We start from the raw sequence: 24,724 nt of genomic DNA, 5'->3' as shown, positions 1-24,724 counted from the left end.
ACTTATTCAATTAAACATTAAAAAATGTTAAAAAGCTACTTATTAATCCTATTTCTATTCTTCACCTCGCAGTTTTATGAAGAGGTGGCCGCACAGACTAATTTTACCGTAGAGGGGCGTATCCTGGATTTAAAAACCGAAGAGCCTATTGGTGGCGTTTCAATCCGTGTGAAAGAAAGTATCAAATCAAATTCTGTGATGACAGGTTCACAGGGCAGTTTTCGTATCCGCCTTCATCAGGGACAGACATTGGTGGTCTCACATCTCAATTATACGCCACAGGAAATTCAGGTTCGTAGTGGACAATCCAATCTTGTCATCCGACTAGCTGAAGACCCACACATGCTATCCGAAGTAAACGTAACTGGTGCATTGGGGATAAAAAGGCAAGCACGTGAACTCGGTACTTCGGCACAATCTGTGGACAATCAAGAATTGAATCTTGGTAAGGTCGTAAATCCTCTTTTGGCGTTATCGAGCAAAGTTGCCGGACTAAGGATCAATGCAACAGACTTAACAACAGGAAAAACTGACCCAGGAATTCAAATTAGGTTAAGAGGAACACGTTCTTTAAACCGGTCAAAAAATGATCCCATATATGTTGTGGATGGTGTACCATTGCCCGATATTACCCGAATAAATCCCAATGATATCCAAGACATTACTGTACTGAAGGGAGCTAATGCTGCTGCGTTATATGGATCTGAAGGTGTTAATGGTGCAATTATGATCACCACAAAATCGGGTCGGGCAGAAAGAGGGCAGATCAACTATAGCAATAGTACGCTGTTTTCCAAGGTTTTCCTGCTACCCCCTGCTCAACAGCGTTTTGGTCAAGGACAAAATGGTGTGTACAGTCCTGTAGCAAATGAATCTTGGGGAGATCGTTTTAATGGTGAGGTCAGAGATTTTGGGTTGCCCATCAATGGTGTACAACCAACGAAGGTATATAGTGCTCCGGATAAAGATAACCGATTGGATTTTTTCGACACGGGGGTAACAGTACAAAACGATCTATCATTCTCTTCTGGCGATGACAAAGGATCTTATTACGTTTCTTTGCAGGATGTTCGTATCAAAGGTGTGATTCCGGGCGACAAATCAAGTCGTACGGGAGTACGATTTAATGGGTCGCGTCGATTTAACAAGTTGAATACCTCTTTCAATACAAATTATGTTTTTTTCAAGAACAATACGACAAGTGATGGCCCATGGTTATCTGTTTATACACAACCCGCCAATATCGACTATAAAGATGCACGAAACTGGCATGATCCAAGTTCGCCAAATCATCCTTTAAATTGGTATAATCCAGTTGCCGGGACTAGAAATCCCATTTTCATGGCTGACAATAACAGAAATACCTCTGATCAGCATACATTAAATTCAAAACTGGAGTTTAATTATGAATTTACAGATTGGTTAGATGCGACTTTCCGTACGGGACTATATTTCCAATCAGAACCTGGTCGTGTGACGAACAGAAAATTGGTTTCTAATATAGCAACAAGAAATATAAATGGTAGCGTAAATGATACACATAGAGGCTTTACCCGTTTCAACAATGATTTGATACTGAATTTTCATAAGAACTTTGGAGATTTCTCTACCAAGTTTTTGGTCGGACAAAATGTTCGAATGGATGATACGAAATCTATCAATATCAGTGCTACAAATCTATTATTTGAAGATATATTCAATCAGGGCTCTCGCACTGGCGAATTGGCCGGTGGTTCAACAATTACAAAATACCGTTCGCTCGCGACTTACGGAGAATTTACGGCTGGATATAAAAACTATCTTTTTCTAACGTTTACAGGAAGAAATGATCAGGTATCTGTGCTTGACCCAGGAAACAATAGTTATTTTTCTCCAGGTGTAAGTTCCTCTTTTGTATTTACAGATGCGATCGCGAGCCTGCAGAAGAGCAGGGTATTGAGCTACGGTCGTATTTTTGCTTCTTTTAATAAGACAGGAAACGTAACCTTAGATCCTTATCGTCTGAACCTGAGTTATAGCCAAACCGCGGGTTTTCCATTTGGTAGTTTGGTCGGATTTACTCCTTCCCTATCTGAGCCTAACCGATCGATAAAACCCGAATTTGTTAAATCATTTGAGGTAGGTACCCAGCTCGGATTTTTTAACGACCGTTTGCGGACGGATATTGTTTATGCTTATTCGGACTCGGATGGACAAATATTTGATGCTGGTATCTCGCGTGCAACGGGCTTCAATTCAACGATCGTAAATGCTGGACAGATCATCAATAAGACCTATGAAATCATGATCAATGGAACCGCAATTAAAAGCAAAGATTTGAACTTACAGTTTGGCCTTAATTTCAGTTATACCGACACAAAAGCCAAAAATCTATATGCAGGCGACGAGTTTAACATCTTTCGACAAGCTTACGCTATCAAAGGCCTACAATATCCAACACTTCGCATGACTGACTTTTTAAGGGAAGACGGGAAAATCGTTTTGGATCCAAACGGGAATGTAATCCCTTCGGAAGAAGAAAAGGTAATGGGAACGATGGTACCGCCCTATCTTTTTGGATTTAATACCAAATTCAACTATAAATCCTTTACAATGGGTTTTCAGATTGATGCAAGACTGGGAAGTTGGATGTATTCGGAGGTAATCCCGAGGATGTTTGCTGCCGGAACACATCCGGAAACTGCAAAATACGATAGACAGCCTTTTATTATGCCTAATTCTATGGTACGCCTGGCTGACGGATCAATTGTCGAAAATAATGAGGTATATTCTAAGGGAGATAAAGCGTGGTGGACGGCATACGGAAATATACAATCTGTCACCGCCGCCAAAGGAGATTACCTAAAGCTTAGGGAACTCTATATCGGGTATGATTTGCCGCAATCGTGGCTATCCCATCAACGGATAATCAAAAAAGCAAGCATTGGTTTTGTGGGAAACAACCTTTTCATCGTCAGGCATTCTTCCAATACAATCGGCGACCCAGAGGCACTTTATAATCAAACAGATGGCTACAACAGCTTCAGACAGATTCCGACATCAGGATCAATGGGTTTTAATGTCAACATTACTTTTTAATACTACGGAGATGAAATACACTATCATAAAATCAGCCTTATTTGCGATTACTTTACTTACAGCGAGCTCCTGTAAGGACTTTCTTGATGTAAATGATAATCCGAATGCGCCAATAAAGGAAAATTTAAGCCTAAATGCCAAGCTTCCTGCCGCCTTGGTCGTATCTGCCGTAAATGAATCTGTCCAACTGAATCAGATCGGTGGTTTGTGGGGAGGTTATTGGGGAACTTCAAATGAGGGAGTGAGTACTTTTACAGCATTAAAGACCTATAACGGTCCTGCGATAAGGGATACAAGAGACGGCATACCTGTCTGGGAATCCAATTATAACAACCTACTGTATTACAAAGAAATTTTGGATCAGGCCAATGTCGAAGATGCAAGATTTTATGCGGGGATCTGTAAGATCATGATGGCTCACCATTTCTTTACACTTGTTGACTTTTACAATAATGTTCCCTTCAGTGATGCTTTAAACGGCTCTGTTAACCTGCATCCGAAATATGAATCGGGAAAAGATGTTTATGCCAAGTCCGTTGATCTAATTACCGAAGGTATTGCAGATATCAAGGTTGCTTCTCTGTTGCCCACAACAGACGACGTTCTTTTCAAAGGCGATAAAAGCAAATGGACCAAATTTGGTAACACACTAAAATTAAGAGCTTTGCTGAAACAATCGGAAGTTTCTAGTCAAGAATCCTATATTAAGCAGGAAATATCGAAAATTATCGAAGAAGGTTCAGGATTTCTTTCCGAGAATGCAGCTGTCAATCCGGGATATCTCAACACTGCAGCAAAGATGAATCCTTTTTACGAGACCTTTTATCGGAACAATGCAGGTGTGGCAGTAGCAAATTATGCCAATATCAGACCAACACAATTTTTGATCAACACGTACAAAGCCTATAACGACCCGCGCTTACAACAAAACTATACGCAGGTCAGCGGAGAATTTAAAGGTGTCCTTTTTGGAAATAATACCATAGCTGAGGAGTTTGCAGCGGTTAATACTTCAGCCTTAAAGGGTCCGCTGGAGAATGGTAAACAGCCCGCTGGGATTATAAAATCATTTAGCCAGTCAACCGTTCTCATTTCCTTAGCGGAAACTGCCTTTTTAGAAGCAGAGGCCATCGAGCGGAAATGGATTAGTGGCAACGCGAATGAATCCTACCAAAAGGGAATTCAAGCCTCATTTAATTATCTGTTCAACCAAAATAATTACAATGCGCAATCCTACATAAACCAGAAAAGTGTTATTTATACGGAAGCGAGTAACAAAATTCAACAGATCATAACCCAGAAATGGCTTGCATTGCACAACATCAACAATATCCAGGCATGGAACGATTATAGACGTCTGGGTTATCCTGCAATACCAAATTCACTATCATCGCCAAGTTCAGGAGCGTATCCGTTGCGCTTTATGTATCCGGAGACAGAAATCAATACCAACAACGCCAACGTGCAAGCACAAGGAGAAAATGGAGTCCTGCTGGCAAGGGTATGGTGGGATACAAAATAGTATTGTTTATCAATATAGAAATTTAGATGAGAGAGCTAATGTTATCAATTGTGGGTAGCATTATTTGTCAGACGGGGTCCATTGCATGGGCCCCGTTCTTTTTATGACAAATTGCAGTTTTACCTCCTAGACTTCCAAAATCACCATCAAGATTTCTCCATATCTAATGCTCATTTTTTTACAATTACATTTAGTGAATCAGGCAGTTATAATACCCATACAAGTTATAATGAGACAGGTCTACCTGCTTTTGCGATGGATAGCAATTTAACTTTTATTTTGGCCTTGGATTTTGGCTGGTGACGCCAGAAAATAAATTTGTCCGCTCCGCTAATGTCAGCACATTTTTCTGGGGTGGCACATTCAATACACATTATTGGGTCGATCCACAGGAAAATATGATCGGTCTTATTTTCACACAGGAATATATGGTTAACTCTTCTTTATTGATTGGATTCATGCGACTTACTTTGAAATTTTTTAAAAAAGTAAAGAACCCACAAAAACTGGGTGTATCCGTACACCGCATCTTCAACCGGAATCGTTAATACCCTGATCCCCATAAATTCCATGGGATTGTAATTGACTATCGGAGATTCCAATCCTGTTCCGGTGAGTATACCATTGACAGGTAAAAAGCCCAACATAAGCAAGGTAAAGACTAGAGAGGCCTGCGTAATCCATTGTATCCGAAATGCAAAATGAAAAAGCAGCAAGGTCACGATAGTCACCGTAGCGGTAACAACCGTATAAATTCTGTCGGCATATCGAAGTGCCACCACAGCACATATAATGACACTCACAAAGACTACGATATTATTAAAGGCGGAAAGCGATTGTAATCTAAAAAATTTATCGATACAGAAATAAGTAAATATACAGGAAAAAGGGATAAATATAAAGAATAACCATTCTTCCAATGGCAAGCCTGCGATTATCAGGCCTAAAGTATATTTCGTATCAAACCACCACACTCCCCTACTGTTAAACCAGACATCCCAAGCGATAAAAAAAACAGCAACAAGGGCCGCTGCCTTTAAGAATGGAACAAACTCACGATCGAATCGAAGCCGCTTGTCGAAGGATGCGACAAAACAGATTACGACCGTAAAAAATAAGATAAGCGAGTAAGTATATGGCATCATATTTTTTCATTGTTAGTATACATTTTAAAGTATTTCATCGGAACATATAAAAAACCAAAACATTCGCCCTCCTCTTTACCTAAATGTTTATGATGTTGTTTATGAGCACGCCGAAGCGCCAAAAAGTAACGGTTATTTGTTTTACTCAACCATTTGAAGCGTTGATGGATAAATATATCATGCACAAAGAAATACGCCATACCATAGAGCATAATCCCTAATCCGATGTAAAACAGATAATTGTAATCCCTTAACGAACCGAAATACATCAACGCGATGGTGGGAAGAGCAAAAATGATAAAAAAGTAATCATTCTTTTCCAAAAAGCCCGCATTGCTATGATCATGATGATCGCGATGTAATACCCAGAGAAAGCCGTGCATAATATACTTATGGATAAGCCAGGTTGCGCCCTCCATAGCAATAAAAGTGACCAATACAGTAATAAAATTCATAGCTTTATTTTATAAGTAAGCAGCTTTGTAACGCAGATAACTTTTTAAAGCAACATAGGCTTTTTGTGCATTTGGTATCCTCACCCTGCTTTCCAAAATCTCCTTTGAGGACTTTTTTCGAATCTTCGAAAACAGGGAAAGATAATATTTGTAAGCCAGATAAACGCCAAATTTTGCCGATGCAGGCAATTTTTTAATTCCCAAAAGCGCTTCCTTAAATTCGCTGTGTATCTCATCCTCAATCTGGCTTTTGAGTGCATTATCAAAGACAGTCATATCCAAATTCGGAAAATAGGTACGACCAAGAACATGGTAGTCGTCTTTAAGATCCCGCAAGAAGTTTATCTTCTGGAATGCAGAGCCCAGTTTCATAGCGTAAGGTTTTAACTCCTCATAACGCTGTCTATTACCTTCTGTAAAAACCTGTAAACACATCAATCCCACCACTTCAGCCGAGCCATAGATATATTCTTTATAGCGTTCAGAATTATAGTCGACTTTATTCAGGTCCATTTCCATGCTATGCAGAAATTGGCGGATTAGCTCGACGTCGATAGCATACTTATGTACCGTTTCCTGAAAAGATTGTAATATCGGATTTAATGAGATACCTTCCTCTAAAGCACAGTTTGTCTCGAGATATAACCGCGCCAACAGCCGCTTTTTATCATATCCATGAAAACTGTCTACGATTTCATCAGCCAATCGTACATAGCCATAAATCGCATAAATACTAGCCCTAATGCTGGGCTTGAGTGCCAAAATACCGAGCGAGAAACTTGTACTATATTTTTCAGTTGTTTTTTTGCTTACTTCATAAGCGAGTTCATCAAATAGCTTTTTCATGGTCTTATGTTTTACGATATAATTCAATGGCTTCTTTGGCAACAATTTTCCCTGATAAAATGGAGGGAGGCACCCCGGGACCAGGAACGGTTAGCTGACCTGAATAAAAAAGATTATGGACTTTCTTATTTCTGATCTTGGGTTTCCATACCGCTGTCTGTTTCAATGTATTTGCAAGTCCATAAGCATTTCCAGCGTAAGCATTATAATCGCTGATAAAGTCGCTTACACAGTAACTCCTCTTGTATGCAATCTGTTCATATAGGTTTTTTGTACCGGTACGCTTTTCCAAACGCTTCAACATCTTAATTAGATATTTTTCACGTGTTTCATCATCATCCGAGATAGCAGTTGCCAAGGGCATTAATAAGAAAAGATTCTCACTGTTTGCAGGGGCTACATGCGGATCCGTTTTGGATGGACAACATACATAGAACAGCGGATTTTCAGGCCACTTTTTTTCACCATAGATACAGTCAATATGATCATCCAACGGATGTTCAAAGAAAAGTGTGTGATGTGTTAGATTTGGAATGGACGATTTCATACCGAGGTAATAGATCAAACTTGAGGGGGCAAAGGTCCTGCTCTTCCAATAATCATCGTCGTAGTTTCTCAACTCCTTGGCAAGTAGTGTTTCGATATGGTGATAATCGGCCGATGCAACCACGAGATCAAATGGATGATTCACACCATTAACAACTACAGAAGTGATCTTATACTTTTCTATATTTAACGCATCAACATTATGATCAAAATGGAAAGTGACACCTTGTCTCTCCGCTACTTGCTGCATCGCCAGTACTAACTGAAAAAAGCCCCCTTTGGGATAATGAGTTCCAAGTGCATAACCGCCGTAGTTCATCAGGCTATATAACGCCGGAATATCCTTGGGTGAAGCGCCCAAAAATATAACGGGGAATTCCATCAATGTCCGCAATCTTTGGTCCTTAAAATATTTGGCAACATAGGATCTAAAATTAGAAAGTAAATCTAGCTTAAAAGCACTAAGTGCAATTTTTGGAGAGAGAAATTCGCCCCAATTGTGACAGGGTTTATTCACAAAATCCCGCATGCCGACTTCATACTTAAATTTTGCAGCTTCCATAAATCTATCCAACTGCGTACCAGCCCCAGGTTCGATCTGTTCAAATAATTGTTTTAACTCCTGATAGGATTCAGGTACACGAATCTGTCCAGAGTTAAATATCATTTCAAATTGTGGATTGAGTGATACAAGTTCAAAAAAATCAGCAGTACAACACCCAAAATCTAAAAAAAATGATTCAATGATGTCAGGCATCCAGTACCAGCTCGGTCCCATATCAAATCTAAACCCTTCTGTCGTACTAAACTGTCTCGCCCTTCCACCGGGCTGCGTATGTTTCTCAAAAACATGCACATCGTATCCTGCCTGCGCAAGATAGGCCGCCGCTGAAAGACCCGAAAAACCTGCACCAATAACTGCTACCTTCTTTTTCATTTTTGTTTATTTTAACTCCCTATGCAAGGGCAACATCCAGATGGACCTTCCCATTACCGCAATGGACAATGTGTGCATTAAAGTATCTTATTATATCCATAATTTGATCTGCCTATTAATCATCAGATTTCGGAGGCGACTTTTTCAAAAAGTGTAAAAGACAACAAAAAGCCAGCTATTCCTATTACACTTCGGACTGAATTATAACTTCACTTGTTCCAGCAATTTATCAGGTGCAATATTTCTATCATAGATTAATTGATGAAATTTGCTCAATTTATCCAATAGACTTATCAGTGTTATTTTTTCACTGTAGGTCAAATCACCTGAAACAATCTTGGTAGCATGACGTATTTTTCCCATTTGTCGATCCAACGCCGATAAGCCATTTTCTGTGATATAAAGCACCTTACTTCGTCGGTCTTGCTCTGAATCTTGCTGACCGATCCATCCTTGTTTGATCAAACGATTTATAATCGCCATGCCGGCTGGCTTTTCATGAATATTCCGCCTGATCAATTCCATTTTTGTCATCTCGCCAAACGACCTTAAGGTTATAAGGTATATAAACTCCTCTTGTGTAGAAAAATCAGATTCCCAAATAGCTGCCTTTGAATAACTTTTTGCAAACCTATTCATATGCACTATTAATGTGCTGATCACACTCTCTGGACTACGCCCATTTTCCTTACCGTCCCATTCAGGTTCGACCAGAACATCGGTTTCTTTTGCCACTACCCAACGTTTAAATCCATCCGCGTCGGTACTGTAGATTCCATCTACGTTCTCCTGTTCAAACTCCTCTACTAATACAATGATTTCTTTTAAAAGTTGATATTTCATACACTTTATTTAGAACATAAATATACTATATTTGTTTTGTTTTTTTTAATAAAGATTTTTTTTAGAATAAATATAGACTATAAATCTTATCTACTCTTGATTTTTACCAACTGAAACTCATATCGGGCAGAGACTTGCTTTTACTTATAAAAAGACTTTTGTGCCAATTGGTAATCGCTTTTATTATAAATCGTGCAACATTTTTTTCCTGAGCTCGACTAACCTATAGTCACTAACTGCAAACAATGGTCATCAAACTTTGCACAAGAACCTTAATTACATGAAAGTCTTAAAAAAAATTGCCCTACTCTTCCCATGCCTGCTTCTTTTCGCCATAGCTCATAGTTCATCTAATAGGATTATCCTTTCGCGCATCGATTCAACCTTTACTGTTACGGGCAAAGTAGTCGATTCTCTTACAAAAGAACCCGTTCACTTAGTTTCAATATACTTACTGGACCATCAAAATAGCAGCAATCCTGTCAAAACAGTGGGTACAAATGACAGGGGCGACTTCCAATTGACCTATAATCAGCGTTCATTTTACCTAAAAATCAACCACCTTGGCTTTCAGCCTCAGATAAAAAGAATCGAAACGCCGAGCGGAAGCAATATAGATATCGGTACTATAAGGCTTCATAAGATTGACAATAAACTTGAGGAGGTTGCGATTTCTTCCAAGAGACCTACCTTGGAGCTGATTACCGGTGGGTATAGATTTAATGCGGAAAACAATATATTAGGCAATAGTACAAATATTGCAGAACTGCTCAAGCAGGTACCGGGATTAACCGTTGATGAAATGGAAGGCAAATTACAATTGCTCGGAAAGGGAGCTACTGTATTGATAAATGGTCGAAAAGTCAATTTGGGGGGGCAGGATTTATTGAACTACCTGAAATCTCTACCGAGCAACGAGGTCTTGTCTGTTAATGTGCTTACCAGTCCAGGCGCAGCATATGATTCCGCAGGAGACGGAGGTGTGTTAGATATCAGACTTAAGAAAAATTCCAATTTAGGCTTCTTTGGGTCGGCAAGTACAAGTGTTTCTACCCTTTGGGGAACGGACCAATCGCTTAATTTAAATCTAAAAAAAAGTAAGTTTGAAATTTCATTGGGTTATAATTTTTCATATAGTGAAAATTTGCATAAACGAAACGATCTTATAAAAAACTATTTCTTACCTGATTCTAGTTATCTCTATAGACAAGAACAGGTTAGTGAAAGATCCCAAAGGACACATTCCATAAAAATCAATACACTTTATACTATTGATTCAACAAGTACACTCTCTTTTAATTATTGGTACGCCAGCTTTTATGGTAAATTTCCAAATGAACGAGACGCCACGATCTATAATCGGAAAGATGAATTTCAAAGGCAGCTTAAACAGCGGGACTTCATGTTTTTAGACAATAATTTCCATATCGTCGATTTGATCTACGACAAAGATTTTAAAAAGAAAAACAAGCTTTCAATCGGCCTGAATTATTCGAAATACTCGAATGAGAATAACACTTCATTCTGGAGAAAGGCATATGATTTTTCTAACACGGAAATAAATTCCTCAGAAAATGATAGCAGAAATTTTATTATTACGAGACCATATGAAATCTGGACCTTCAATACAGATTACAAAACTAACATCGGAAAGGGTACGGATCTAAAATTTGGTGTAAAATATGCCCGTGCAAATACAGAAAGCTTCTTTAAGAATCTGACCACAGATGGAAATATCGTCGGAGGAGAAGCAAATAGTGAAAATAAGGTTCAATATAACGAAAATATACTTGCTGCTTATTCTTCTCTGAGTGGTAAATATAAACACTTCTCCTTCGATGTAGGCTTGCGACTAGAATCATTCGATTATAAGTTACGATCCCTTTCAACTGACGAACAGATTAAAAACAACTATCTTAATCTATTTCCCAACTTTAATGTACGTTATGATTTCGAGGACCTTAAAAACAGCATTGCTTTATCGGGGAACAGAAGAATCGAACGCCCTGGTTATAGTATGCTCAATCCATTTGCGGTGACCAATAATCCTATCTATTTTACCAACGGTAACACACAGTTGAAGCCATATTTTGCAAATAGACTAGATTTGCAATATTCACATAAGTGGAATACCAACCACTCACTGATCTTTTCTTTATATGGAAACTTCTCGAAGAATATGTTTACCTATATCTCAAGATATAATGAGGAGGTTGGAAGTCCAGAGTTTAACTATTATAATGATTATAATCTAAACCAGATTGGAGCTTATGTCATGTCGCAAAACAAATTTGGAAGCAGCGTGAATGTCAGTACATATTTATCGGCCCAACGACCGACTTTCAGATCGAATAATACAGCAGATATTTTGTTACCTGGGATTGTCAACTTTAGTGGGTCGATCAACACCTTTATTAATATTCTGCCAAAGACTACTGTTCAAATACTCGGCTTTTATGCTTCGAAAAGAAATAGTTTTCAAATGCAATATGGGGGAACAGGATATATCACGACGGGTTTACAACAAAAAGTGCTTCGGGACAAGTTAAACATATCCCTGACGATTGAGGATATTTTCAACTTACAAAAAGCACCTATTTCCAGTTTAGGCAATGTGATTAGCATTGAAACAGTGAATAAATTGAAGTCTCGCTATGCAAAATTGAGTTTCAGTTACAATTTCGGAAAAACCTTCTCCGCAAAACAGACCAAAAAGCTGGAAAAAGATTCGAGGATAGATTAACCCATCAATACGTTAATCGTCAAAGATGATTCGTGAAGCATAGTGCTGGATTTACTTGAGTTTAGAAAATAGCTTAAATACAGATAGACCTCAAGATACTGCGAATTTAAAACGATTCCACACGAATTGAAATTCGCATGAAAATTTAAAAAGCGTTGTTTTTAACTTAGTCAGATAAAGATGTGAAAGAGAACATTAATTATGAACGAGACTATCATAGAATTCGATAACAAAAAACGTCTGAAATTGGCGCTATTTGGCTTACTGTTGACGATAGCGGCTTTGGCATTTGCTTACTATATTTTCTTTGTCGCTGAAAAAATAAGAATTTTCCCTGGAGCATTGATGTTGACCTTAGGGGGCTTAGGATGTTATTGTCTAATTGGCGGAGTAAAAAGCCTATTTGTTAAAGATCGGACTGGCCTAATATTGAACGCAAATGGCATTCGATATCATGGTACGCCAGTAGGAATAAAGGCTGGGACTGTAAAATGGACTGCTATTCAATCTGTCTCGACAGGAATGGCCCATGGCGTCCATTTTGTTTTTTTGAAGCTACACCATCCCGAAAATTATATGCAGCATTTCTCTCCACAAGTACAACAACATGTACGCGAAAATGGAATAGCCGTTTCGGCAGATCAACTTTCGCTTGATTTCAATACACTCAAAAAATTGATAGAAGAGTATTATGAGCGGTATAAGCGATAATAAGAGGGAAAAGACTCGCCATAAACAAGCCCCTATAAAAATCTTACAGGGGCTTGTTTCTATTAATCGTATCAAATTGTTGTATTACAAATCCAGTTGAATACCTAAATTCGCTATTGTTCCGCTTCCTTTTACATAATAACGGCCTTCATTTGTAGCTCCCCTCACCTCCGCGTGCAGTGGAAAATAATCATTATTAAGGATATTATTAACTGAAAAAATGAACGCCAGATTCTTTAATTTGTAGCGTGTTTGGAAATCCATCAGACCATAGCCGGAAATCGGATATTTGCCATAATTATATTCAGAAGGTTGAAACACATCGCGTTTCCCCAAATGTAAATACTGCAGATAGACATTCCACCGATCTGTCAATTTGAAATCTGCATTGATATTTACTTTAAAAGGTGAAATAATGGAATTATCCAATTTATCCTTATATTTTCCCTCATTTTTCAAATCTTGTCTACCATCCATATACCCGAGTATAGTACCAAACTTCAACCATTCAACAAGGGTTACATCGACTACAAATTCCAAACCATAAATACGTTGAGGCACCTGAATCAGTTCATAATTACCTGGCGTTGAAGTTTCTGCGAAAGTACTACCCTTTTTGGAAGAGCTATAGTACCCGGTCAATTGGTAACTTAACATAGCATAGGTTCCATTTAGTCCCAACTCAAAATTATTGACAACTACAGGCTTCGGATCAATTTGACTCAAAGGTACTCCATTCCGTAATACAAGTCCTACATCGCCGATAGAATACCCTTGTGAAAATGATACAAAGGGCTGCAGGTATTTTAATTTATTATACCTTCCTGCCAAGTTGAATACAAATGAGTTTGAGTTGCTCTTATCTCCAGGAGTGACTTTCCCTGCTTTTGTTAGATCTCCTACCTTGAAATCCAAGTTTTCGTATCGCACACCACCTTTTAAGATCCAATATTCAGCCAGGTTAAACTTACTTTGAAGGTATAGGGCGCCACTTTTCATATTCATGTCGGGTGTCACTAATCCATCGTCCAACGTTTTTTGAACCGTGTGATCCTTTAAAAGATCTACTCCATAAATTAAAGTTACCTTATTGCTGTTGGATAGATCAAAGGGCGTACTAAAATTTATTCTGGCTCCCTTATGATCAGAATATGTTTGGTTGTAGCTTTCAAATACCGTGTTCATATCTTCATAATACAGACTCATATTTGCTGAGGTTCTACCAAAGTTACCATCATACTTTACATGAAAAGCTTTATTGTAAGGTGTCCCACCGTTAATCACTGTATCTGAAGGTATCCCTATAGCAGGTTTACTGCCAAACTCCCCCTTGGTGCCAACATATTTACTATCCTGAACACTTCTATAATAGTTACCCATAAGTTCAACACGATGATTATCGTTAATCTGATAACCAATCTTTGCTAAGGCATTATAACTTTTTGTCTCGCCCAGGCCATAAAATGGACTTACAATGGTACCATCGGAGCTACGTACCACACCTGTTCGCGCAATCTTTCCTTGCACAACATAATCAAACTTGTCTTTCGATCCAGAAAATACTTGTGCCAAATTATACCCGTATGTTTCATCTGGTCTGACCAAGCTTAGGGAATTATTTAAAGAGGTGGAAGAATGAAAACTCCTGTCTGTCTTTGGCTTCTTTGTTATGTAATTAATTATACCACCGGCGGCACCATTTCCATACATTGCAGAAGCACCATTGATGACCTCAATATGGTCAATTGCGCTAGCGTCTATCGTCTTCATATCTCTTCCGCCATTTCTTAATGGAGTCGATTGAGGAATTCCATCAATAAGTACCAAAAAATTCCGACCACGTATTTTAGCAATAAAATTGTTTTGGCTTTCCTCACTGGGAGAGATACTGGGCACTTTCTGCATTAAAATATTGGGTAGGTTGTCATTTATCAGACGTTGATCTTCTAAGGTCTTACCTCCGATATAGGTAATTGATGATGGCACTTCGTCAATACTTTCAGCCAGTCGGCTCGCCGTTACGACAACTTTATTCAAATGATTTCTTGTTTGCTCCATGACAAAATCTGGGAGCTCGAGGGTTTCCCTTTCCAGTGCGATCTGCGATTTGATTTCTTGAAAACCAATATGCTTTACGGTCATGGAGTGAATGCCTTTAGGAATCTTTGAAAAAATAAAATTCCCTTCATGATCAGTCTTGGCGCTATTTATCCCATCAATATTGATATACACATTGGACAAACCTTTCCCTTCTGAATTTTTCACCTTGCCCTTAATTGTCCCCGATTCTTGATCATTACCATTTTTCTTGACAGCAATCGGTCTTTCCCTTGAAAAACTTATTGCTGGAATTATGGAAAAACTTAAAACCAATAGACTGCTCGCCAATGTTGTTTTCGGGGTAATAAACCAAGATCTTGTTGTTGTTTTCACGTGTTGAAGGTATTTAAAAAATCACTCGTCCTGTCCGCATATTGATATCTGTCTATTTCCAAACCTTTCTATCTGGGAAAGCCTGATCTGAAAAAGATATAATTACTATTTAGACTAATTATTATTAATGGCAAATATAGTAAAGTTAGGAAATACTTAAAGCTAAAAATTTAGAATATGAATCCATTATCGATACAAGTAACAATTTCTCGATTACAGTTGGCAGGCGTTATCCCCTTTTCTTAATGGTTATTATTTCGTTGAAAAACAAAATATATCATAATTCCACTCATGCAAATTAAAATGGATCCCAGAAAAAATGGCACTCCCGAAAATTGAAATAGCGCTTTATCCTGTGTAAAATAGTAGAATGAGTTTGTCATTATAGGAGGTCCAATAATAGATGTAGCACTTACCAAACTTGCCAACACTCCCTGAAGTTCACCTTGTTCATTTAAAGGAATACTCTTGCTAATAATGGATTGCAGTGCGGGTCCACAGATTCCGCCCAAAGAATATGGGATAAGGAAAACAAACATCATCCATCCTTCACTAGCGAATGCGAATAGCATAAGACCGATCGCATAAAAGAGTAATCCAAAATATACACTTTTCTCGTCGCCTAATTTAGGGGTTACCCATCTTATTAGAACCCCCTGTACTAATCCAAGCAATAATCCAAGTAACCCAAGTGATAAGCCAACCGTCCGTTCTGTCCAATTAAACTTATACATGGTAAAGAAATGCCAATTACTCTGCACGGCGTGAAGAGCGATATAGACCAAAATCAAGGCAACAACAAGGCGCGCTATTTTCGACTGTCTTTTCAGAAAATTAAATGTTCCAATGGGATTCGCACGTTTCCAATCAAATGGTCGTCGTTTATCCTTATCTAAACTTTCCGGCAGGAAAAACAACCCATAGAGAAAATTTACTAGGCATAATAAAGCGGCTGCATAAAAGGGTACTCGAGCGCCGTAATATCCAAGTAAACCACCGATTACCGGGCCCAAGATAAACCCCATACCAAAAGCTGCGCCTATTAAACCAAAATTTTTGGTTCTATCTTCATCCGTGGATATATCAGCGATGTATGCACTAGCGGTTGAAATACTAGCCCCAGTTAGCCCAGCAATGATTCTTCCCAAAAAGAGCCAACTGATAGATGGAGCCAATGCTAATAATATATAGTCGATGGCAAATCCAAAAAGAGAAATTAAGATAATTGGGCGTCTACCATATTTATCACTGAGATTGCCGACTATAGGCGCACATATAAATTGCGTAATAGCATAAGCAAAGCCGAGCCATCCGCCATATTTTGCTGCTTCACTAAGGTCTCCATGAATAAGTTCTGCAATGAGTTTAGGAACAACTGGAAGTATAATGCCCCAACCTGTTATATCAATCAACAGGGTAATAAATATAAACCCGATAGCTGCTTTTTTTCCTGTATTTTTCATGCCGTAAAATTAAACAGATGGGGAAAAAGAGCTATTGACAATTTAATGGTGTTTACGTACCATTTGAAAGCTAATTCTACTTGAAAATCTGTAAATGCCTTCGATAGTTAAACGAATACCATCTATCACACGTTTCGATAAGTTGTTGGTGACAAACCAACAATTCGTTTGAAGTATCTGCAAAAGACGCTTGTTTCTTCAAAATGAAGTTCATTACTGATTTCTTTGATTGATAAATTAGAAGATTTTAATAATGTTTTAGCATGTAGAATTGTGATATGATCAATCCATTGTAATGCAGATCTTCCAGTTTTCTGTTTGAGGAAAGTTGAAAGATATTGAGGTGTTAAATGTAGTTTTTCAGCGTAAAATACAACACTTCTTTGTTGCCCGGCATACTTTGAAACAAGCAGATAAAATTCATCGATAATCTCATGCGTACGGCTTTTCACCAAATTTTTGTTATTTGGTAATTTAGAATAGACTTCAGAAATCATACTAACAAGCACCATGACGAGATGCCGTAGCATTTGTGTCTTATTGGGACTTGCTTTTTTATGGTAGAAGTTTTGTATAAGGGTCAATAATTCATTTTGGAGTTTAATTTCTTCCGATTGAAGTCTAATAATTGGCTGCCATCTTATTTGATTGTTCATGACAAACTCCCGTAGAACAGGAAATTCTGTAATGAAATCCAATGAAAGACCGATTGTTATGATTTCAGCATCTTCACTCAATGATTTTGTGTCGATCATCACTTGTGGCTGCAAAATAGCAATGTCCCCTTTGTTTACTTCATATTCTAAGAAATGGATTTGAGATTTCATAGATCCCTGTACCATAAAACCTAATAATAAACCATCAAATATGCGGCTATGACTTGTATACTTCTTCCCAGGGCCATGTCGTTGACTAAGAATAACTATGCCTTCCGTCTTTTTTGAAAAGTCAAGATTATACAATTGATAGACATTATCCAAAGTTATTAATAGAGCCATGTTCAAATGTCGTTAAAAAAAAACAGCATAACATGTGTTTTTCATCACTTTTACCATTTTCATAAGGGAATCAATGTTTTAAGTCGTAGAAATTGAAGAAAAAAACCGTTATACTAATGTAAAACGGCTTTTTTTGTAAGTTTTCTTATCAAGTTACAAAATTACGAAACGATTCTATTTAGATATTGTTCTTCAATAAAGAATAATATTATATGGAAGACCTATTATATTCGGTAGCTATTAGCGTAATGATTGTTTGGGCGATTACTTTTGTGGGCGGATTCATAACAGAAGATTTTATTCATATTCTTTTAATTATTGCAGCTATAGCATTTATATTTCGCGCAATAAAGGGTATTAGTAATTCTAAAGTGCACCAACCTCAACAGTAAGTCAAAGCTATTCGTAAACAAATAGACCGGCAGTAAAAATGACAATCCCAAACCAATTAAATCAAAATCAATGGTACGATAGGCATACGAAGAAGAGCGACTTCGACTCCTGTCAAAGAATTTTGGAGGCTTTATGTGGCCACACGAAAATGAGGTATGGCATGATACGCAGGAAAATTGGCCGTAAATGGGGGAATTGGTGCGTTTATGATTATCATTCTCAGCAGATCGTCAATAAAAACAGCGAAAACTACGTTAAAATATATCAGGAAATAAGGAAAGGTTTCTCACCTATTTACATTGACGATAGCGAGCAGTGTTCTGTAGACGAATGGACGCAAGTTCTTCATGAATTCGGTTTAAAAAGCTATATCTCTTACCCCATTATTAACAAAAATAATTCTATTGTTGGACACTTGAGTTTCATGAATGCGGAACCTGTACACTTCGACCCAATTAAATTGGAGACGTTGCTCCCTGTTTGCAGTGATTTGATTGCAATAGATTTTAAAACTGCAATTGAACGTAGAAATACGAGAAGAAAGTTAGAACAGGAACTCAGTTATTCCAAAAACAGAGAACTCGTTTTATCGTCTTTGGCCCATGACTTAAATAATCCCGTCAGCATCGTAAAAGTGATATCGCAATATCTTGGCGCAAACATTAAAGATGAAAGCCAAAAAAACTTAGTAAAGAAAATAGAGGAGGCTTCATCACGGGTAAAAGGTGTGATAGATGATATTTTAGATTTCAGTAGTATCCGTCTTCAAGACAGGCTAATTAGAATTAATGATCATTACCGCATGGATTCATTGATTAAGCAAATCTTATCGGAATTTGAAGTATTACACAATAGGGCACTAATCGCCAACATCAACCTTCCAGTTGATGTACCTTGTGATCATCAGAAAATGGGGCGGGCTTTCGCTAATTTAATTGGAAATGCTATAAAACATGGTAATCCTCATGAAAATATCGAAATAAATGCATGCATTCAAAAAGAAAATTTCATTTTTAGTGTTACAAATGAGGTCGCCTATCCTCAATATTCAGATCTTACAGATCTATTTAAGCCTTTCGTAAAAGGAGTCAATAGTAATGGGCTCGGATTAGGATTATTTATTGTGAGTGAAATAGTAAAAATTCATAAGGGAAAAATAGTCGTAAATTTAAAAGACAATAAAATTACTTTTAAACTAATGATCCCCATAAATTCAACTACAGTTGTTCAATAATAAAGTATGGACAATGATTTCAACGAGAATTAGTTTTCGCTGAGATACTTTATTCAAGAGAAAAAGGGTGCGCTAATCACACCCTTAATCTTATCAGGTATCTTAGGTATTGGGTACCGGTGCGTGTTCTTCAATAAGTTTATCATGTTTTAACTCTTTCCAAAAGTCGGCGGGAATCTTGGCCTTAAAGGAATGTGCATTTTGCACGGCCTGCTCAGCGGTATGTGCTCCGGGTATAACACCGGACACTGTTTCGGGAGCGGCTGCAAATTGCAATGCTGCTGTACGGAGATCCACAGCATGATTTTCCGCGACCTGTTGCAAAGCATTTAGCTTTTCTTTAACACCGGCAGGAAACTTCCCATCATAGAGATAACGGTCTTTACCCGATAAAAATCCAGCACATAATGGAGCTCCTACAATAATGGAAATATCTCTTTCAGCAACTTTGGGGAAAACCTGATTCAGTTCATCGTCATGTTTTATCAATGAATACTGGCAGGCCGAAAGAAAAATATCTGGATCAGCAACTTCCAATGTCTTTAAGATAGGCGCAACGGTATTGACTCCAAGTCCCCAACCTTTAATAACTCCTTCTTCTCGCATCTTAGTCAATTCGGGCATTGCTCCATGAATAGCTTGCTCAAAATAATGTGTATAGTTGTCTTTCATATCTCCATTGTCAGGTGAAAGGTCATGAATAAATACCATATCAATGGAAGATAATCCCAAGCGCTGCAGACTATCTTCAATACTTCTTCTCACTCCTGCAGCACTATAATCATATTGGTAAGCAAAATTTAATTTTCCTTTCCATAACGATTGTTCCATTTTAAAATCCTCCTGCGGCAACATTAATCGGCCTACTTTTGTTGACAACGTAAAACTTTCTCTAGGCTGATCTTTTAAAAATAAGCCCATCCTACGTTCACTGATACCCAAACCATACCATGGCGAGGTATCAAACAATCTTATCCCTGCATTCCAGGCGGCTTCGACTGCCTTTAAGCATTCAATATCTGAGTTGTGCTGAAATCCATTTCCCAATGCCACTCCCCCAAATCCAGCTTTATTGGCGGGACGGAATTTTTTCTTTTGTATTAAATTTTCGGCTGTTACCATCTTGTAGTGTTTTATTACTTGCTATTATTTATGTTCGCTTGTCTGCCTTGCCGCAAGTTCATCATGTGCAGTAAGATCAAGACGTAAAGGCGTAATAGAGACCAAATTGTGTTCTACTGCCCAGCGATCAGTCCCCTTTTCAGCTGGTTCTAATGGCACCACTGTAATCCAATAGTTTTTCCTTCCCATGGGATCCTCTCCGGGCACCACACTGCCATCATATAAACGTACTGATTGTCTTGTCCAGGAAACCCCTTCGGGTTTGGGTGGAAAATTCACATTATAAAGAGCAGGACCCTTATTTTTCAGTAATATCTTGAGTACCTCGATTGTCCACCGAGATAGCCCTTCAAAATCAGGTTCTGTCTTTCCAACAGGTGTACTCAATGCTATACCAGTAATCCCGAGCAATGTGGCTTGCTTTGCTGCAGCCAATGTTCCTGAGTGCCACATTGAATTGCCTAAGTTTGGCCCCATATTAATACCAGAAAGTACAACCTGCGTATCTGGAAACATATGCAAACCCAAGGCTACACAGTCTGCCGGTGTGCCATTGACCCTATAGGCATCAATATCCTCAAAAGTAACAGGCGCATGCCGATAGCTTAGGGGCCGAGAATGCGTAATAGCATGCCCCATTGACGACTGCTCAACATCGGGTGCAACAATCTTAACCGTCCCAAACTCTTTCGCCATCTGTGCCAGTGCCGCAATCCCCGGTGAATAGATACCATCGTCATTGGTGATAAGTATATTCATAGCTGTCCTTTTCTATGAAAACCAATCTCAAGCATGCTTTGTTCTGCTGTTATGAAAGAACATGGCAAAAACATAAGGTTAGTACACAATCCTGCTGCTGGGGATGACTCGAATGGAGATAAAGATGAACTATGTCAATTGATTGAAGATCTTGGCCACAATTGCACTGTAGTAACAAAAAAAGATGCTGTCAAAAAGATCGACGCACAGACGGATATCATCGCCTTGGCTGGCGGTGATGGCACTATAAGAATGACCGTTATGGGTCTACTGGAAAAAAAGCTAAGATTTAAGAGGCCGATCGCTATATTACCACAAGGCACGGCAAACAATATTGCTATCTCTCTTGGTATTCCTCTAGACTCTGAAAAAGCTATCGGTCTGTGGAGAAGCGCTATACTTAAAAAATTCGATGTAGGGATGGTCATAGGGTTAGAAAGAAAACCTCTATATTTTATTGAATCTATCGGTTTTGGGGTATTTCCTACACTAATGAAAAAAATGGATAAAAAAAACACCGAAGATCTTAGTGCGGAAGATGAAATCAAAACTGCACTAAGACAGCTCCGCAAGCTGGTGGAAACATTCCCCGCTACCACACTGAGACTTACGGTAGCTGGAAATAACTATGAAAAAGAGTGCATACTAGTTGAGATCATGAATATATCAAGCATCGGACCGAGGCTAGTGCTTGCTGCTGATGCTGATCCTGGAGATGGACAGTTTGATATCATCATTGTCACTGCCGATCAACGTCAGGAACTTTTAAGCTATATCGATGGACTATTGAATGGAACCAACGTCGAATTTAAAATAATACCTATCCGGGCTAGTCGATTAGCGATGGAATGGGAAGGCAAAGAAATACACATCGATGATGAGCGCAAGAGTTACTTTGGCCAAGAATTGAAGCTTACCTTGCTGCAAGGTATAGTTGAAATTGTCACAGGCAATAAATAAGATACGATTTCAGCCAACGATAATGGTTCGAAAAATGTTCTCTTTAAAAAAACGAGTTAAAATGAACAGATTAAAAAACATAAATAATAAACTAGGCATGGTGGCCCTTCTCATGACTGCTATCCCAAATCCGGATCCACGTGAGCCAAGCCCAGACTTGTCCGAGTCACAGGAAGAGGAAGCTTCTAAAGAAGAAGACGAGGGCCCTAACACCAATCTGTCTGGTCTCAAAGACGATCGCACCCATAACAAGGAGGAAGCACAGGCTGAACAGAAAGAAAAAGATAACGAAGATAAACCCGACCTTTCTGGTGACATCAATGTTTAGATCATAGCAAAATGATCCTAAATCTTTACGTGGGATATTTACCTGGGGACATATACCTCTCGGTATCGAAACATTGCAGTCAACGATAATATTAAGCCCCTTAACCTTTTCGAGGTGGGAAGAAAAACAGCTTTGGATTTATTTTAAAATAGATCCAAACAGCCTTTCCCATTTTAATCAATTCTTTCGACGATAGATTTCGCGAGCGGAAGGCTAACATCAAGGATAGCGAAAAGCTGACCATAAAATTAAAGAACCCAATAATTCCAATCCCTAAAATGCCCCAAACCCATATGTCGGTAGAGAGCTCCATCCCATGACCAAATAAGCCCAAAGCCAAATTTCCACTGGCAAATGTAATATGCCTAATGTCAAGATTTAAACCTAAAAAAAGTCCGATGGAAGCTGTTGAACCCATAAATATCCCGAACCACACGTTAGACACGATTCCTGCCCATTTTTTTTCATAAAACGAAGCTATTTTGTTTGTTTTTGCTTTTCCAAATATCTTTTTCAACATGGGGTGTTCCTGAATACGATAATATACCGAGTTATGCTTGTCCCGATTTGAAATACTACCGGCAATAATACCGGAAAGAAATAAAAAAACACCTGCAATAGAGGCATGCAAAACCAAGGGCGTTTTTATCGGATTGAGATCATTGACCAGATGCAACCACTTGCCACTCGCAATATTGACCTGAAACAATTGTTGAATCACCCAAACAAGAAAAAGACTCATCGGAAAAGCCATCAAAACATTACCGACAAAAGCAATAAACTGAGACCGAAATAATCGCGCAAATAATTCAGCAAATATCCAATACCGATGTTTGTTGGTCCCCTGTTCGGCAATCCCCTGCTCAATTGCGTTGACCAATGCGGAAGCAGTCATTGCTGGTTGTTTGGTGGCTAAGGTAGCACCAAAAAGATAAATTAACGTAAAGCCAACAGCATAATTCAGGCTATATAAAAATGCATGACCAAACTCACTGCTGTGAACCTTACCTAACAATAATTTAACGATACACATTACGCCTACAATAAGTCCTCCACCGCAGGCAGAACGGAACATTTTCCAATATTCCTGCCGACTTGAAGTAATATAATGTTCTCCAGTCTGAGCAGTATGATGAGTAATCTCGTACGCTAAAAGCTGTGTACTTTGCCCTACCAATTTGCGAATATTGCTTTTTCGGGAATTGTATCCAATCAGGGTCATTGTTAGTGCGATAGTCTTTTCCTTTTTTTCCTTCGGATTATCAATCACTAAAAAAAGCAAGATTTCTCGGATCCTTTCAAGTTGTTGCCGCATGCGCAAAAGTGATTGATTAACCTTTATGGAAATTCCGAAGCGATGTGAATTATCGAAGGCAGTTTCAATATACGATTCGCATTGCTTATGAAGTACCAAAATTTGTTTATAAGACAGATCATCCGAGGAGATAAACTTATTATCCGATTGCAAAATACGATCATTCAATTCGGTAAATTCCCGCATAATGGCTATAAATGGACTATCAAAATTTTGAAACTCAGGCACCATCTTGTTTACATCCGTTTCCATTGCACGCCCCGTAATACGTTGAACCAACAGTTCCAATCCATACAATATTTCGATCATTCCAAAACCAGTTTCATCATCATAAATTGTTTCGAATCGACATAAACGAAACAGTTCATCGACCTGCTCTTGCGAAACCGTAACAATCCAATCGGCATCACGAGGTTTGTAAAAAACCTGATTTAATATATATTGCAAAGTAGACTTGGGTGGCTGAAAAGGTAAGTATCGCTCGGTGATCCTTTTTTTAAGTTCATAAAAAAAATCCGCATAGCTGATAATTCCTGTATCTGAAATCAACTGATCAAAATCTTTCCTGGCCAGAATTCTTTTTAAATAAAGCTGAAAGCACTCCTGCTCCTCGGGTGCGGCATGGAGATAATCCAGTAAAAATTGAATATCGATCTGATAAAGCAGATTGGTATGCTTGGGACGAATGATATCCACTAGAAGAACCAAAAAATCGACGTTTACATAAGCAGAGTCTTCTAATTGAGTTTTAAATCGTATAAACAAACTGCTTACCTGCTGCTCTTTATCCTGTTCTTTTTTCATAAATTATAAAATCCCTGTTTTAGATACCAAATTTAGGTACATTTTGTTTTTTTAATCTAAAAGAATAACACGCTACATTGTGTCAAATA

At 38.4% G+C, this 24,724-nt stretch carries 19 protein-coding genes; 8 read left to right on the top strand and 11 right to left on the bottom strand.

Annotation, left to right across the window (positions count from 1 at the left end; genetic code table 11):
• Window positions 1-24 precede the first annotated feature (24 nt).
• A complete protein-coding gene (locus tag L1283_RS01455) occupies window positions 25-3,078 on the top strand; it encodes a SusC/RagA family TonB-linked outer membrane protein (protein ID WP_429625663.1) in 3,054 nt (1,017 codons plus the stop codon).
• Window positions 3,079-3,088: 10 nt separating this feature from the next.
• Window positions 3,089-4,600 carry a SusD/RagB family nutrient-binding outer membrane lipoprotein gene (locus tag L1283_RS01450; RefSeq protein WP_429625662.1) on the top strand — a complete coding sequence of 504 codons (1,512 nt, stop codon included), beginning with the start codon at window positions 3,089-3,091 and terminating at the stop codon, window positions 4,598-4,600.
• A gap of 443 nt (window positions 4,601-5,043) precedes the next feature.
• On the opposite strand, the gene L1283_RS01445 is transcribed toward L1283_RS01450, so the two are convergent.
• From L1283_RS01445 to L1283_RS01425, 5 genes are all read right to left on the bottom strand, one after another.
• Window positions 5,044-5,745, bottom strand: coding sequence for a lycopene cyclase domain-containing protein (locus tag L1283_RS01445; protein ID WP_248932354.1), 702 nt, complete (start codon window positions 5,743-5,745; stop codon window positions 5,044-5,046).
• Complete coding sequence (locus L1283_RS01440; protein WP_075993729.1) at window positions 5,742-6,200, bottom strand: sterol desaturase family protein; 459 nt, start codon at window positions 6,198-6,200, stop codon at window positions 5,742-5,744. Before L1283_RS01440 ends, L1283_RS01445 begins: the two co-directional genes overlap by 4 nt.
• Before the next feature lie 9 nt (window positions 6,201-6,209).
• A complete protein-coding gene (locus L1283_RS01435; RefSeq protein WP_075994923.1) occupies window positions 6,210-7,046 on the bottom strand; it encodes a phytoene/squalene synthase family protein in 837 nt (278 codons plus the stop codon).
• A 4-nt stretch (window positions 7,047-7,050) separates the two neighbouring features.
• Complete coding sequence (locus L1283_RS01430) at window positions 7,051-8,529, bottom strand: phytoene desaturase family protein (protein ID WP_429625661.1); 1,479 nt, start codon at window positions 8,527-8,529, stop codon at window positions 7,051-7,053.
• Window positions 8,530-8,730: 201 nt separating this feature from the next.
• Window positions 8,731-9,372: a MarR family winged helix-turn-helix transcriptional regulator gene (locus L1283_RS01425; RefSeq protein WP_429625660.1), complete on the bottom strand. Its 642-nt coding sequence runs from the start codon at window positions 9,370-9,372 to the stop codon at window positions 8,731-8,733.
• 280 nt (window positions 9,373-9,652) lie between these two features.
• Here L1283_RS01425 and L1283_RS01420 point away from each other — a divergent pair, with 280 nt between their 5' ends.
• Window positions 9,653-12,115, top strand: a complete 2,463-nt coding sequence (locus tag L1283_RS01420; RefSeq protein ID WP_429625659.1) for an outer membrane beta-barrel protein — start codon at window positions 9,653-9,655, stop codon at window positions 12,113-12,115.
• 201 nt (window positions 12,116-12,316) lie between these two features.
• Window positions 12,317-12,826 (top strand): STM3941 family protein, encoded by a 510-nt coding sequence (locus tag L1283_RS01415; protein WP_429625658.1) that lies wholly within the window; start codon window positions 12,317-12,319, stop codon window positions 12,824-12,826.
• Between the two features lie 84 nt (window positions 12,827-12,910).
• Here L1283_RS01415 and L1283_RS01410 read toward each other — a convergent pair whose 3' ends face one another.
• The 3 genes from L1283_RS01410 to L1283_RS01400 form a co-directional block, all read right to left on the bottom strand.
• Window positions 12,911-15,259, bottom strand: coding sequence for a TonB-dependent receptor (locus tag L1283_RS01410; protein WP_429625657.1), 2,349 nt, complete (start codon window positions 15,257-15,259; stop codon window positions 12,911-12,913).
• A gap of 242 nt (window positions 15,260-15,501) precedes the next feature.
• Complete coding sequence (locus L1283_RS01405) at window positions 15,502-16,722, bottom strand: TCR/Tet family MFS transporter (RefSeq protein ID WP_429625656.1); 1,221 nt, start codon at window positions 16,720-16,722, stop codon at window positions 15,502-15,504.
• 125 nt (window positions 16,723-16,847) lie between these two features.
• The gene (locus tag L1283_RS01400) at window positions 16,848-17,720 is read right to left on the bottom strand and encodes a helix-turn-helix domain-containing protein (RefSeq protein WP_429625655.1); all 873 of its coding nucleotides are present in this window, start codon (window positions 17,718-17,720) and stop codon (window positions 16,848-16,850) included.
• Between the two features lie 212 nt (window positions 17,721-17,932).
• Between L1283_RS01400 and L1283_RS01395 the strand changes: the two genes are divergently transcribed.
• Both L1283_RS01395 and L1283_RS01390 read left to right on the top strand, forming a co-directional pair.
• Entirely contained in the window at window positions 17,933-18,112 is a 180-nt protein-coding gene (locus tag L1283_RS01395; protein WP_286735451.1) for a lmo0937 family membrane protein, read from the top strand.
• Between the two features lie 38 nt (window positions 18,113-18,150).
• Complete coding sequence (locus L1283_RS01390; RefSeq protein WP_429625654.1) at window positions 18,151-19,347, top strand: GAF domain-containing sensor histidine kinase; 1,197 nt, start codon at window positions 18,151-18,153, stop codon at window positions 19,345-19,347.
• Window positions 19,348-19,449: 102 nt separating this feature from the next.
• Here L1283_RS01390 and L1283_RS01385 read toward each other — a convergent pair whose 3' ends face one another.
• Together L1283_RS01385 and surE are read right to left on the bottom strand one after the other, a co-directional pair.
• Window positions 19,450-20,469, bottom strand: coding sequence for an aldo/keto reductase (locus tag L1283_RS01385; RefSeq protein ID WP_429625653.1), 1,020 nt, complete (start codon window positions 20,467-20,469; stop codon window positions 19,450-19,452).
• A gap of 24 nt (window positions 20,470-20,493) precedes the next feature.
• Complete coding sequence (gene surE / locus L1283_RS01380) at window positions 20,494-21,228, bottom strand: 5'/3'-nucleotidase SurE (protein ID WP_429625652.1); 735 nt, start codon at window positions 21,226-21,228, stop codon at window positions 20,494-20,496.
• A gap of 33 nt (window positions 21,229-21,261) precedes the next feature.
• On the opposite strand from surE, the gene L1283_RS01375 reads away from it, so the two are divergent.
• Together L1283_RS01375 and L1283_RS01370 are read left to right on the top strand one after the other, a co-directional pair.
• Entirely contained in the window at window positions 21,262-22,188 is a 927-nt protein-coding gene (locus tag L1283_RS01375) for a diacylglycerol/lipid kinase family protein (RefSeq protein ID WP_429625651.1), read from the top strand.
• 61 nt (window positions 22,189-22,249) lie between these two features.
• Window positions 22,250-22,516: a hypothetical protein gene (locus L1283_RS01370; RefSeq protein ID WP_429625650.1), complete on the top strand. Its 267-nt coding sequence runs from the start codon at window positions 22,250-22,252 to the stop codon at window positions 22,514-22,516.
• 100 nt (window positions 22,517-22,616) lie between these two features.
• Here the strand turns inward: L1283_RS01370 and L1283_RS01365 are convergent, their stop codons facing one another.
• On the bottom strand, window positions 22,617-24,635 hold the full coding sequence (locus tag L1283_RS01365) for a hypothetical protein (protein WP_429625649.1): 2,019 nt from the start codon (window positions 24,633-24,635) through the stop codon (window positions 22,617-22,619).
• Between the last annotated feature and the right edge of the window lie 89 nt (window positions 24,636-24,724).

The organism is Sphingobacterium sp. HSC-15S19 (assembly GCF_050433745.1).
Taxonomy (GTDB): Bacteria; Bacteroidota; Bacteroidia; order Sphingobacteriales; family Sphingobacteriaceae; genus Sphingobacterium; species Sphingobacterium siyangense.
Note: the sequence above shows the minus strand (reverse complement) of the source record. Positions and strands in the feature narration are given on the sequence as shown.

Coding starts and splice junctions, on each gene's coding strand:
- L1283_RS01455 (WP_429625663.1), top strand. CDS start 25: ATGTTAAAAAGCTACTTATTAATCCTATTTCTATTCTTCACCTCGCAG.
- L1283_RS01450 (WP_429625662.1), top strand. CDS start 3,089: ATGAAATACACTATCATAAAATCAGCCTTATTTGCGATTACTTTACTT.
- L1283_RS01445 (WP_248932354.1), bottom strand. CDS start 5,745: ATGATGCCATATACTTACTCGCTTATCTTATTTTTTACGGTCGTAATC.
- L1283_RS01440 (WP_075993729.1), bottom strand. CDS start 6,200: ATGAATTTTATTACTGTATTGGTCACTTTTATTGCTATGGAGGGCGCA.
- L1283_RS01435 (WP_075994923.1), bottom strand. CDS start 7,046: ATGAAAAAGCTATTTGATGAACTCGCTTATGAAGTAAGCAAAAAAACA.
- L1283_RS01430 (WP_429625661.1), bottom strand. CDS start 8,529: ATGAAAAAGAAGGTAGCAGTTATTGGTGCAGGTTTTTCGGGTCTTTCA.
- L1283_RS01425 (WP_429625660.1), bottom strand. CDS start 9,372: ATGAAATATCAACTTTTAAAAGAAATCATTGTATTAGTAGAGGAGTTT.
- L1283_RS01420 (WP_429625659.1), top strand. CDS start 9,653: ATGAAAGTCTTAAAAAAAATTGCCCTACTCTTCCCATGCCTGCTTCTT.
- L1283_RS01415 (WP_429625658.1), top strand. CDS start 12,317: ATGAACGAGACTATCATAGAATTCGATAACAAAAAACGTCTGAAATTG.
- L1283_RS01405 (WP_429625656.1), bottom strand. CDS start 16,722: ATGAAAAATACAGGAAAAAAAGCAGCTATCGGGTTTATATTTATTACC.
- L1283_RS01400 (WP_429625655.1), bottom strand. CDS start 17,720: ATGGCTCTATTAATAACTTTGGATAATGTCTATCAATTGTATAATCTT.
- L1283_RS01395 (WP_286735451.1), top strand. CDS start 17,933: ATGGAAGACCTATTATATTCGGTAGCTATTAGCGTAATGATTGTTTGG.
- L1283_RS01390 (WP_429625654.1), top strand. CDS start 18,151: ATGACAATCCCAAACCAATTAAATCAAAATCAATGGTACGATAGGCAT.
- L1283_RS01385 (WP_429625653.1), bottom strand. CDS start 20,469: ATGGTAACAGCCGAAAATTTAATACAAAAGAAAAAATTCCGTCCCGCC.
- surE (WP_429625652.1), bottom strand. CDS start 21,228: ATGAATATACTTATCACCAATGACGATGGTATCTATTCACCGGGGATT.
- L1283_RS01375 (WP_429625651.1), top strand. CDS start 21,262: ATGCTTTGTTCTGCTGTTATGAAAGAACATGGCAAAAACATAAGGTTA.
- L1283_RS01370 (WP_429625650.1), top strand. CDS start 22,250: ATGAACAGATTAAAAAACATAAATAATAAACTAGGCATGGTGGCCCTT.
- L1283_RS01365 (WP_429625649.1), bottom strand. CDS start 24,635: ATGAAAAAAGAACAGGATAAAGAGCAGCAGGTAAGCAGTTTGTTTATA.